Source organism: Mycobacterium sp. (genome assembly GCF_035506235.1).
Lineage (GTDB): Bacteria > Actinomycetota > Actinomycetes > Mycobacteriales > Mycobacteriaceae > Mycobacterium.
Genome location: NZ_DATJPU010000057.1, coordinates 1 through 11,387 on the forward strand (window position 1 = coordinate 1; position 11,387 = coordinate 11,387).

General features: G+C 68.7%; 13 protein-coding genes. 5 read left to right on the forward strand and 8 right to left on the reverse strand.

Annotated features, from left to right (window positions below; all coding sequences use genetic code 11):
- Positions 1-134: 134 nt before the first annotated feature.
- From VMD50_RS05825 to VMD50_RS05835, 3 genes are all read left to right on the forward strand, one after another.
- Positions 135-317, forward strand: a complete 183-nt coding sequence (locus VMD50_RS05825; protein ID WP_325425756.1) for a hypothetical protein — start codon at positions 135-137, stop codon at positions 315-317.
- Positions 284-1,516, forward strand: coding sequence for an FAD-dependent oxidoreductase (locus tag VMD50_RS05830; RefSeq protein ID WP_325425758.1), 1,233 nt, complete (start codon positions 284-286; stop codon positions 1,514-1,516). The genes VMD50_RS05825 and VMD50_RS05830 overlap by 34 nt, the downstream gene beginning before the upstream one ends.
- Before the next feature lie 180 nt (positions 1,517-1,696).
- Entirely contained in the window at positions 1,697-2,467 is a 771-nt protein-coding gene (locus tag VMD50_RS05835) for a GNAT family N-acetyltransferase (protein WP_325425760.1), read from the forward strand.
- A gap of 111 nt (positions 2,468-2,578) precedes the next feature.
- Here VMD50_RS05835 and VMD50_RS05840 read toward each other — a convergent pair whose 3' ends face one another.
- The 4 genes from VMD50_RS05840 to VMD50_RS05855 are packed head-to-tail and all read right to left on the reverse strand — an operon-like array spanning position 2,579 to position 5,352.
- Complete coding sequence (locus VMD50_RS05840; protein ID WP_325425762.1) at positions 2,579-3,583, reverse strand: aminotransferase class I/II-fold pyridoxal phosphate-dependent enzyme; 1,005 nt, start codon at positions 3,581-3,583, stop codon at positions 2,579-2,581.
- A complete protein-coding gene (locus VMD50_RS05845) occupies positions 3,553-4,308 on the reverse strand; it encodes a PLP-dependent aminotransferase family protein (protein ID WP_325425781.1) in 756 nt (251 codons plus the stop codon). The genes VMD50_RS05840 and VMD50_RS05845 overlap by 31 nt, the downstream gene beginning before the upstream one ends.
- Positions 4,309-4,440 (reverse strand): hypothetical protein, encoded by a 132-nt coding sequence (locus VMD50_RS05850; protein ID WP_325425764.1) that lies wholly within the window; start codon positions 4,438-4,440, stop codon positions 4,309-4,311. It lies immediately after the preceding gene.
- Positions 4,441-4,458: 18 nt separating this feature from the next.
- On the reverse strand, positions 4,459-5,352 hold the full coding sequence (locus VMD50_RS05855; RefSeq protein ID WP_325425766.1) for a hypothetical protein: 894 nt from the start codon (positions 5,350-5,352) through the stop codon (positions 4,459-4,461).
- A gap of 967 nt (positions 5,353-6,319) precedes the next feature.
- On the opposite strand from VMD50_RS05855, the gene VMD50_RS05860 reads away from it, so the two are divergent.
- Both VMD50_RS05860 and VMD50_RS05865 read left to right on the forward strand, forming a co-directional pair.
- The gene (locus VMD50_RS05860) at positions 6,320-7,660 is read left to right on the forward strand and encodes a LysR family transcriptional regulator (protein WP_325425768.1); all 1,341 of its coding nucleotides are present in this window, start codon (positions 6,320-6,322) and stop codon (positions 7,658-7,660) included.
- Positions 7,661-7,690: 30 nt separating this feature from the next.
- Positions 7,691-9,028: a PucR family transcriptional regulator gene (locus tag VMD50_RS05865; protein ID WP_325425770.1), complete on the forward strand. Its 1,338-nt coding sequence runs from the start codon at positions 7,691-7,693 to the stop codon at positions 9,026-9,028.
- A gap of 109 nt (positions 9,029-9,137) precedes the next feature.
- Here VMD50_RS05865 and VMD50_RS05870 read toward each other — a convergent pair whose 3' ends face one another.
- From VMD50_RS05870 to VMD50_RS05885, 4 genes are all read right to left on the reverse strand, one after another.
- On the reverse strand, positions 9,138-9,395 hold the full coding sequence (locus VMD50_RS05870; RefSeq protein WP_325425772.1) for a QsdR family transcriptional regulator: 258 nt from the start codon (positions 9,393-9,395) through the stop codon (positions 9,138-9,140).
- 180 nt (positions 9,396-9,575) lie between these two features.
- Complete coding sequence (locus VMD50_RS05875; RefSeq protein ID WP_325425775.1) at positions 9,576-9,749, reverse strand: hypothetical protein; 174 nt, start codon at positions 9,747-9,749, stop codon at positions 9,576-9,578.
- A 332-nt stretch (positions 9,750-10,081) separates the two neighbouring features.
- Positions 10,082-10,672, reverse strand: coding sequence for a DUF2637 domain-containing protein (locus tag VMD50_RS05880; protein WP_325425777.1), 591 nt, complete (start codon positions 10,670-10,672; stop codon positions 10,082-10,084).
- A 46-nt stretch (positions 10,673-10,718) separates the two neighbouring features.
- Positions 10,719-11,387, reverse strand: a 669-nt coding sequence (locus VMD50_RS05885) for a tyrosine-type recombinase/integrase (RefSeq protein WP_325425779.1), incomplete at its 5' end; no start/stop codon positions are given.

The following is an 11,387-nucleotide window of genomic DNA, read 5'->3' on the forward strand; positions in this document are numbered from 1 at the left end:
TGGATCGACCGGCTGATCACCCTGCACGGCGTCGGCGAGGAGCAGCGCGCGGAGCTGGCCGGGATCGCGGAGAAGACCCCGGTCACCCGGGCGGTCCGGGCCGGAACCGAGATCCGCACCACCACTGGCCTGCGATGACCGAGCGGATCGTCGTCATCGGTGGCGACGCAGCCGGGATGAGCGCGGCCGCGCAGGCCAGGCGGATCTCGGGCGACGCGGTCCAGATCGTCGCGTTCGAGCGCGGCACGTACAGCTCCTACTCCGCCTGCGGCATCCGTACTGGGTGGCCGGTGATATCGGCGAGCCGGAGCGGCTGATCGCCCGGTCGCCGGAGGCGCACCGGCACAACGGCATCGACCTGCGGATGCGGACTGAGGTGGAGGAGATCGACCTCGCGGCCGGGCGGGTGGCCGTTCGCGACCGTGCCGCCGGGCGGTCGTACCGGGAGGGCTTCTACTCGCTGGTCATCGCGACCGGCGCGGTCCCGGTGCGGCCGCCGCTGCCGGGCGCGGATGCGGCCGGCGTGTTCGGGGTGCAGACCCTGGACGACGGCGCCGCGCTGCTGGGCGGCCTCGATCGCGCCCGGCCGCAGCGGGCCGTGGTGGTCGGCGGCGGCTACATCGGCGTGGAGATGGCCGAGGCGCTGGTGCGGCACGGCGTCGCGGTGACCGTGGTGGATCAGGCCGCGGAGCCGATGACCACGCTGGACCCGGACATGAGGCCGGCGGTGCACCGGGCGATGGAGGGCATCGGCATCGAGGTGCGCACCGGCACCGCCGTGACCGGATTCCAGACCGGCCGCGACGGCCGGATCCGCGCGGTGGTGACCGGCGGCGGCTCCATCCCGGCCGACGTGGTCGTCCTGGGCCTGGGGGTGCGGCCGGACACCGCGCTGGCCCGGGAGGCCGGCCTGCCGCTGGGCGATCAGGGTGGCCTGCGCACGAACGTGCAGATGCAGGTCCTCGGCCACGACCACATCTGGGCCGGCGGAGACTGCGTGGAGGTCCTCAACCTGGTCTCGGGCCGGTACCAGCACGTGGCGCTGGGCACCCACGCCAACAAGCAGGGCCGGGTCATCGGGCACAACCTGGCCGGCTCCTACGCCACGTTTCCCGGCGTGGTCGGCACCGCGGTCAGCAAAGTCTGTCACCTGGAGATCGCCCGGACCGGGCTGCGCGAGCGCGACGCCGCCCGGGCCGGGTTCGCATACGTGACCGTAACAGTGCGGTCCCCCACGAAGGCCGGCTACTTCCCCGGCACCCAGAAGATGAGGGTCAAGATGACCGCCGAACGTCTCACCGGGCGCCTGCTCGGCGTGCAGATCGTCGGCTACGAGGGGGCCGCCAAGCGGATCGACACGGCCGCGACGGCGCTGTGGAACCGGATGACGGTCGAAGACCTAACCTCCCTCGACCTCGCGTACGCCCCGCCGTTCGCGCCGGTGTGGGACCCGATCCTGGTGGCGGCGCGGCAGGTCGCCGCCGCCGTGCGCAACGCGGGCGAGGGCCGGCGATGACGCGCCTATGTCGGCGCGGCTCACCTGGCCATCATCCTGCCGCCGCAGGTACACCGGGCCGGAACCGGCCCTCCTGGATCCGAGCCAGGCTAAGGCTGTCGCACCATCTATGCTTGATATAGTTACCAAATTGGCATCATAAGTTTGACAGCGCTAAATTTATCAAGCGATACTCAGATCATGGACACTACCGTCGTCCCGCACCGGATCACTCTTCGGTCAGGACACCGGGTGCTGGTCCGGGCAGTGCGCCCCGATGACGGCTCCGGCCTTGCCGAGGCGTACGACCAACTCAGCGAGACCTCGCGTTACCGGCGGTTCTTCACCGGAAAACCCCACCTGTCCGAGCAGAGCCTGGCCTACTTCACCGACGTCGACCACCGCGACCATGAGGCCCTGGTCGCGGTGGCGCCCGGCTCCAGGCAGCTGGTGGGAGTGGCCCGGTATATCCGCATCCCTGGGCAGCCGGACCAGGCCGAGGTGGCCATCACCGTCCTTGACTCCTGGCAGCGGCGCGGCCTGGGCACGGTCCTGCTGCGCGAGCTGGCGCAGCGGGCCGCGGAGGAGGACATCCGGTACTTCGTCGCGGACATCCTGGCCGAGAACCGGCCCATGGTGACCTTGGCCCAGCGGCTCGGGGATGCTGAGATCACCGCTGACGGAGGTACGGTGTCGGCCCGGATCGACCTCACCGACGCGACTGAGCAGGCGGGCACGTCCAGCTATGACGGTTACGACCTGCTGCGCGCCGCGGCGCGCGGGGATTTCGTTGCCCTGCCCGCCGTGCTGCGGGGGTGGCTGGATCTGTCGGAGAAGATCATCGCGACCCTGCTAGTGCCGGTCAGAGTGTTCTGTGACACCTCATGGGAGACCGCGTCCACGGCTACGGCAACCGGGCGGCCGGAGGATCCGGCCACCACCAGCCAGAAGCTGCCTCGATCTAACAGATGACAGGCCAAACAAGCAGTCGATGGCCATGCCGATCACTGGCGGGCATCTGCATCCAGCGGCGCGGCAGGCACCGCCTACCCGGCCGGTTATCCATTGACTGCGCTAGGCCGCTCAGGTAGCGGTCGGAGGGGCAGCCGCCGGCCCGGCCGGAACCGGCGGCGGCGCCAGCTGGGCCGTCGTGGCGATCTCGAGGGCTTTGTCGGTGTAGACGCGGTAGCCGAGCTCGGGTCGGTAACCGTGCACCTCGGGCGTGTCCAGGCTGCGCATGAAGGACAGGATCTGCGGGCTGAACACCTGGCCGGGAACCAGCACTGGGTAACCGGGCGGGTAGGGGGTGACGTAGATGGTGGATACGACCTGCTCGCCGCTTTCCACGCGCTGTTCGGCCTCGTCGGGCGTGAGGTACTCGCAGTAGCTGTCGTTGTAGGCAAGGTAGAAGGCCCGCCGCACGTCACCCTCCGGGGTGGGCTGCCCGCTCCTGTCCTTGAAGCCGAGGTGGAAGCCGCTGAAGTCAGGCAGCGGCGCCGAGGGCGCGGTCAGCCGGAGTACCGCGCGCTCGTGCGCGGCCCGCTCGGCTGGGCTCATGCCTGCCACCTTGGCTTCGATGTCACGGGCGATGGCCACCAAGACCTCGATCAGGTAGGCCACCGAGCTGCGGGTGGTCCCGATCGTGGTCATGAACCGCACGGTGTTCCGCGAGGTCTTGTTGATCTGCACGCCGTAGCGGTCCATCAACTGGCTGCGCTTGAACGTATCGCCCTCGATGCCGGTCGCGCCGATGTAGATGGTGATCCGGGACGGATCCAGCACGAACTCGTCGGTCTCCCAGGCCCTGATCATGGTCGTCAGCCCCGAGAGCAGCGGCTGCTCGATACCCGTCGGCCGGTATCCGGCCGGAATCAGGTCAGCCGTGGTCAGGCAGCGCATGTACCTGCTCAGCAGCGGATGGTGCTCCACCGCGTCGCGCAGCCGCATCGCGTTCTCGATCTGCTTCAGTACCAGCTCGAACCCTTCCAGGACGGCCTGGCGGCGGCCGAGGTCCAAGGAGGCCAGGATCTGGTAGTTCGGCGAGGTTGAGGTGTGCGTCATGTAGGCCTCGTGGAAGGTGTCCTCCACCTTCTGAAGTCCTGGTCCCAGACGTGGATCATCGAGCCCTGTCGCAGCGAGGTCAGGGTCTTGTGGGTGGACTGGGTGGAATACACCCGGACGCGGGCGGGATGGGGCACAAGCCGCCGTTCCAGTAGCACCTCATCGTCTGCGTCATCGATCGGGCCGACTTCCTCGGTGAACTTGTCGAAGAGCTCGCGGCGTTCGGGCAGCCGCAGCCGCTCCGCGAGCGTGCGGGCGGCCCGCATGGCGGTGCGCGGGCGGTACACCGGGTGGAACCGGGCGAACGCGAACCGGGCCTCGTCCCACAAGAAGACCAGGTCCGGCTCGATGGCCAGGCACTCCTCCATGACCCGCCCGACGTCGTAGACGATCCCGTCGAACGTGCAGTTGGTCGGCAGCAGCATCTTGACCCGGTCCAGCTTGCCCGCCCGCCGCAGCGCCAGCAGCTGGCGCTTTATCTCCCGCAGCGGCAACGCGCCGTACATCGAATACTCGTTCAGCGAGTAGGCGTCGAGGTAGGTGACCATGGCGCCGGCCAGCATCAGCCCGTAGTGGTGGGACTGGTGGCAGTTCCGGTCGACCAGGACGATGTCGCCGGGTTGCACTACGGCCTGCACAACGATCTTGTTGGCGGTGGGGGTGCCGTTGGTGACGAAGTACGTACGCTGCGAACCGAACGTTGTGGCCGCGAGCTCCTGGGCCTCCCGCAGCGGCCCGGTGGGCTCGAGCAGCTAGTCGAACCCACCGGACGTCGCTGACGTCTCGGCCAGGAAGATGTCCAGGCCGTAGAAGTCGGCCGTGTCCCTGATCCAGTGCGAGTTGAGGATCGACTTGGCGTGCGAGATCGGCAGCGCGTGGAACACCCCGGTGGGCCGCTGGCTCTAGCTGCGCAGCGCGCCGAAGAACGGCGCGCGGTACCGGGCCGAGACGCCGTCCAGGATGGACAGGTGCAGCTCGAGCGACCCTTCGCGGACATGGAAGATACGCCGGTAGTGGTGGCTGAGCCGGCCTGCCATCTCCTCGACCGCGATCTCCGTCATCAGGTACAGGTCGAGTTCCGGCCTGATCCTGGCCAGCGACCTGGCGAGCAGCTGGGCGCGGTCATCCGGCGAGCGCTCCATCAGGTCAGCAGATCCGCCGCTGTATACGAACCGGGCGAGCGGAGCCAAGTCGTGGCGGGACCGGTGAGTGAACCGGCGGCGGGCCACGCACGCCTGCAGCCTGGAGTTCAGCCGAGCGGCCATGAGCGCGTCGTCGAAACTGGGCACCACCACGATCTCGTACACGAACGAGTCATCCGGGCGGCGCCATCGCCGCAGTTCCTCCCGCAGCGAGCGCTCCTGCTCGTCGGTCATGTCCTCGACGACGAGAACCTCGAAATACGGACGGTCCGTCCGGGCCTGCGCCGCCGGACGGGCCTCGTGATCGTATGCGTCGTCCCCGACGCCTGGGTCCCAGCCTTGGCCGTCGAGGTAGGACTCGGTGACAAGGGCCCGGTTGGCCTTGGTCACCAGCGCGGCGAGCCGATCATACTGATCGGCGGCGAACAGCCGCCGAGCCTCCCGGTAGGCCTGTGCCCCGGGAAACGCCCAGAATCGCTCGATCGGCCGGAGGACGTCAAGCAACTCGGTTACCGTCTCGACCAGCTTCTCGACGGGACGCTGCTGGGCCTCGGCGCGGGCGAGCTGAATGGCCGACTCCTCCAGGCTGGACCAGGCATCATTCCTGAGCTGCCACAGGCTGTTGTACGCCTTCAGGTTCGCGCCAGCCGACATGGCCACCACCTCCGCGATCTTCCTCTAGCGGCACAATCATGCGCAGCCAGCCGCTTCAAGGCCACCATCCACCGGCCCGCCGACGACCCTCGCTTCATGGCCCTCCTGCTGCGCGAGGTGGTGTATGGCGCGAAGCGCCTCCCCAGATCGCTGCCACGGGCAATCTCGGCGCGCGGCAGCGCGCCGGATGCGATGTACGCGACGCCAGTTGCCTGCGACAGTCGCAGCGGCGTTGTCATGGATGTCTCCGGTGGGTCTGACGCCAATCTCCACGCAGGAGGATGGCGCAACTTCAGGCGAACATCGGGGCAAGCTTCGGGAGTTCCAGGGCGACCGTCTTGTCCTGGCCCAGGTCGGCCAGCACTCAGATGGCTTGTTGTGGCGGCGCATCGCGGTCATCGGAAGCGGCTAACGCCGCACCTTACGCGCACGGGGCTGTTGTCCTCGCGACCCATCACGAGGACTATTTCCCGTGCCCGCGCCATGATGCCGGCCGTTAAGGATCTCTTTACGCTGTCGTCACAACCAGCGATAAGACGCCAGCCAGGGGGATCGGTGATTCCGTCGGCCGGGTAGATGGGAGGGGATAAGCCCTTCGCGGCCGGACACCTCGCCGACTTCAAGGTGCCCCAGCACTCGTTGCCGGGCTCTTGCACCCTGGGACCGTGGCCGGTGGGTTGCTGCCTGCTGTGTTGCCGGAGCTGGAAGTTTCCGACTCTGCAGAAGAGAGGTAGCGGGTAGGGCGGGAGGAAGCGGTTCGGCTACTGGCCCGTCGGCTGGTTCGGCGGGCAACCAGCCAAGACTACGAGAACGCGAGATGCGATCAGAGGGATTGCCGCGGCATCCTCAAAGCGCACGGAAGCAGACGGACCACGTGCGAGTCAGTTCGCCAGGTACAGCCCGCGGCCGGTGCTGGCTCACGGGTCCAGGGCTGGCCGCCGGTGAGAGACGGATGAAGGTGATCAGGATGACACGGGCAGAGACGGGACCGAGGCCAGTGCGCGATTCGGAGGCCGATAGCCCGTCATGCGCGGCCCCGCAGAGTCTTGAGCTGCGGCACTTGCGGTACTTCGTCGCGGTCGCCGACGCGGGCACCTTCACGCGCGCGGCGGAGCCGTTGTTCATCGCCCAGCCGACCCTCAGCCAGCAGATCCAGCGGCTGGAACAGATCGTCGGCACCCCCCTGCTGCGGCGTCAGCGCGACGGGGTGCGGCTTACGGCGGCGGGCACCGTGCTGCTGGACGCCTCCCGGGACGTCCGGTCGGTGGCCGATCACGCGGTCAGCCAGACCCGGCAGGCGGCAGGCATCGGCCGGCTGGGGCTTCGGTTTGTCCTGTCGGCCGATCTGACCGACTCTCTGGCCGTAACCACCACCTCCCGGCTGCGGTCGGACGCCGAGGCCGCCGGGGTCGCCCTCACCTGGCTGGAGACAACACTCGACGCGGACTTCTCCTCAATCCGCCAGCGCCGCGCCGACGCCGGCCTGGGCTGGCTGCCCGCCACCCCCGACGCGCTGGCCGCCCCGCTCGACGCCATCAGCCTGGGCGAGTTCGAGCCTGACGTGTGGATCCCGTGCTCGCACCCGGCGGCCCGCCGCGGCCTGATCAGCCTGGCCGAACTGGCTTGTCTGGACGTCATCTATGGGCCGCGCCGAGCCAGTCCCGCGACCTACGACCGCTGGCTGCAGGTCCTGCGCACCGCCGACCCGCGGTTCGAGTTCACCGACCCGCCGTTCCGGCAGTCCCTGCCGATGGCGCTGGCCTTCGCCGCCACCGCCGACCGGCCCACCGGGGTGCTGACCGGTCCCTCCGCCATCGCCGGACCCCCATCCGGCGTGACCCGGCTCCCCCGCCCGACGAGCACCGCCGACATGACCCGGGCCAGCATCGCCGGCCACCCGCTGACCGCCACGGCCGCCCTGGTACGGCACGGCGACCTGTCTCGCCCGCTCCAGCAGATCCTGTTCGACACCGCCGACGGCGTGCCCCCGCCAGCCCCGGCATCCCCAGAACACGGCATCTCCTCTGCCGACGGCGCCCCGGCCGGGACAGGACTGCGCGGCCGAGCCAGCGGACGGAGAGACGCCGGCCATGTGGGCACCACGACCGACAGCTGGACGCATCCGGGCCGGGTTATGTCCCGTCGCTGGCCGACGCGGATCGCCGTAACCGGATCAAGGCCAAAGCCTCGGGCCCCTGGCACCACCACAGATCCGAAAGCAACCGTTGCCGCCATCGATTGCTCGGCAGGGAAGGTTCTTTGGCAGGGCCGGTGGCGCCCGGCGCGGGGTTCTGGGCTTCCAGGCTGACCGTTCGGACCCCCTGCTGAGGAGCTCGCTATGACCTTCACAGACGATATTGTCGGCCAGCCGCCGCCGGGTGTTGCCGGGCAGAAGCTTGCGTCAGCCGTGTTCAGCCGGCTGTCTGCGCTTACCGACGAGCTGCTGAAATGCGTTCTCGGGCAGGGTGAAGCCTGCGGCAGCCACAGTGACATCTACGGCGACGGCGGCCTGGTTCCCATCGATGATCTGTACCACTCGTTGCAGGACAATCTCACGTTCATCCTCAGCCACCTCGGCCGCCCGGGGCCGTACGATCTGGCCGCCCCGCGGCGAACCGGCCGGCGGCGGGCCGAGCAGGAGGCACCGCTCGCTGCGGTGCAGAGCTCGCTGCAGGCCGGCTTTCGGTTCATGTGGGACACTCTGGTCGCGGAGGCACACCAGACCGGGATCGTGTCGGACGCCGAGCTGGTGGGCATCGCATCTGAGGTGTGGATGCTGAACAGCCTGTTCACCACGGAGCTGGCCACGGCCTACCGGGATGCCATGGCTGAGCGGGTCCTTCGCCAGGACCAGGCGCGATCGGCGCGGCTCGAGGCGCTTCTGGAGGGGCGGATCGCCGACACGGCAACGGTGTGGGAGGCGGCCGATCTGCTGGGGCTTCCGTACCAGGGGGTGTTCATCGTCGTGGCCGCGGAGGTCCCCGCGGTGGCCCGGCAGGCGTTGCCGCAGGTTGAGAACCGCCTGCACGTGCGGGGAATCGGGTCGGCCTGGCAGCTGCTGCCCGGGCTCCAGGTGGGGATCGTGTCGCTGAGATCGCAGCGTAACGTCCCGGCGCTGGTGGAGATCCTGCGTTCGAGCGCGGTGGCCCGGGTGGGGGTGAGCCCGGTGTACACCGGGCTTGAGCGCACGTCGCAGGCGCTGCATCTGGCCCGGATCGCCCTGGCTAGCTCACCGGCGGGCGACCCGGTGGTGAACGTGTTCGACGACGCCCCGCTGCCCGTTCTGGTGGCCAGCTCCCCGACGACCTCCTACCGGGTTGTGACGACGATCCTGGGGCCGTTGCTGGAGATCAACCCGGACGAGCGGGACATGCTGCTGGGGACCCTCGCTGCGTTCTTCGCGTTCCGGGGCTCGGCCATCGAGGCAGGCAAGCACCTGTACTGCCACCCCAACACGGTCCGCCACCGGCTGCACCGCATCGAGCGCCAGACCGGCCGCCCGCTGAACGACCCTAGATCGTCAGCGGAACTATTCGTCGCCCTGGAGGCGCTGCGCACCCTGCCCGGCCGGCGGCTACGCCCGAAGCAGATCGCGTCAGGTGAAGGCGCTCTGCCCGGTGATGTCGCGGCCGACCAGGGCCTCGAGCGGCAGGTGGGTGAACCCGAGGGTGGGTGACCCGGCGGGGACGGCGGCGGACGTGCTCGCCGGTCAACGAGGTGCTCGTCCGTGTTATCGAGCAGGACGTGGTGAGGTTCTGACGGGTGCATCGAGCTGGCTCAGGGCGTCATGCCTGGTCGTCGGCACCCGGATGGGCTGCGGGTCGGCTGGAACTGAGCAGGGCTGCGACGAGCTGGAGCGCGGTACCGATCTCGGGCTTGTCGTTGCCGAGCAGGTGGGCGTAGAGGTGGGCATCGCAAAGGCGCACGGTGGCGAGACCGAGCACCGCCGGAGGCAGCGGCAGCGTCAGGTGTCCCGCTGCCTCCTCCGCCTCCAGCAGCTCGGTGATCATCTGTGCCGACGCGGCCTCGACCTGCCCCGGCATCAAGCCACGCGCAGGAACAGCAGCGGCTCGCGCTTGGTCAGCGCCTGCAGGGGCCGGGCGGCCACGATGGCGTGCATGAACCGCTCGCACACGTCGAGGACGCGGTCGTAGCCGCGTTTCCCCCGGGTGCTGCGGGCCTGTATTAGTCGAAAACTCGGCGACCGGCGCTGAGCTGGGCTTTCATGCTGCCTGCCGGTATTCGTTAATCAGCCCGGCGAGCCTGGCCCGGCGCTGGATCCCGGTGGCGGAGCCGGGGAAGACGATGATGTCCGGGGCGTCGTTCGGTGCGCGCAGTTCCATGCCGTCGCCTTGGTGGCTGCGGCCGGTGTTGTAGTGGCTGAAGTACTCCGACAAGACCGCTCGATGTTTGCTCCATGTTTGCTCGGACGCCCCGGTACGCCCCGGCGCTACTCGGTATCCGCAGAGCGGCGCGGATGCGGGCAATCGGACAGAATGGCAGCTCCTGGCACGTGCTAGTATTGTTTGACAGCAGCTAAAGGAGAATAAGCGAACAAAGCAGCGGACTCTTAATCCGCGGGTGCATTGGCCCATTTCAAGCCAAGCGGCGTCGTGCTGCTCGGTGCCCACCTCCACGCCGGGCACCTACTGCGACCGGTTCACTCTGACGCACCGCCCGACGGCAGAGCGAGGCTAACGCCGTTCGGATCATTGGACGGTGATCGAGGCTAAGCAGCGCCTTCGATGATCTGTCTTACCTTTCGCCGATCGATGTTTAGTTCGCGAGCTATCGCCCGTTGGCTGTGGCCTGCCCGGTGCCACGCTCGTACCGTCTGCTCCAGAGATGGCATCGGCGACGTTACGACCGGTACGTCGTGGTTCGATGCTGGCGCCGGGTGGTGCCGTGCCGCATTGGCTGATAGCTCAGTATCGTGGCGATGCCCTGTCCTGATCAGCATCATGAGCAGTTCAAACGAGCCAGCCAGTGCCACGGCTGGCCACGCGCTGACCAGGGCTCCTATCGGCCCGTGGACCGCGCCGTGCGCCAGGTTGGCACCAACCGTCGCCACGATGCCGACGGCAAGGCTCCAGCCCGCCAGCCGTGGTACGCGCTGGCTCCGCCGGCTCGCGTCCAGCATCACCATGGAGGCGGCCAAGATGAGACCGTCTACCGTGAACGGTGCCAGGCGGGCCGTCGCGCCGGACTCGCCGTGCGATCGCACCAGTTCGTAGGCGTGCTGGTAGGAGATGATAGCGGCGACGCCCGCGACCGCAACCACGGCCAGCGCCGTGGTGATCCTGATCAGCCGGCCGGCCACCGCAGATCTTGCCGGAGCGTACTCACGGGCAGCCGGGTTGAGTTGTTCATGCGGTGGCATGGCGGGCGCGATCGATTACGCCGGCGACGGTGCCGACATACATGAGCAGGGTGGTCCGGACGTTGGCGTGGCCGGCGATGCACGAGACGTCAGCGGCGTCGAGCTTCCAGGTGAACAAGGCCGTAGTGCAGAACACGTGCCGCAAGCTGTGCCAGGTCCACCGGCCGCCGCCAGCCGCGTCACGCCAGCCGACGGCGAAATACGCAGGCTGCAGGACGTTGCGGCAGAAGTTGGACGAGCGCAAGTGCTTCCCCTTCGGAGAGGGGAAGATCAGTCCCAGCGGGTTATCGCCAGTCTCCTGCTCGGCGAGGGTGGCTTCGATGCGGGCGGCGAGCCGTTCAGCCAGTGGATAGCCAGACGGGGCGAGCCGTGGATAGATGGTCGTGCGGCGCTTGCGGCCCTTGGGTGGCTCAATGTAGAGATGGCCAGCGATCTCGACCACCTTGCGGTCCACGTCGATGACACGGGCGCCCGCATCGACCTGGCGGATGGTAAGGGCGGTCATCTCGCCCCACCGGAGCCCGCTGTAAGCCGCGGCGTTGACCATCAGCTCATCGCGTTCCCCGTTGGGTCCGGCGGTCAGTGCCTTTCCGAGCCGGGCCACGTCGTCAGCGCCAGGAATCTCGGCGGGATCGACCCACAGCCGCGATTCCCG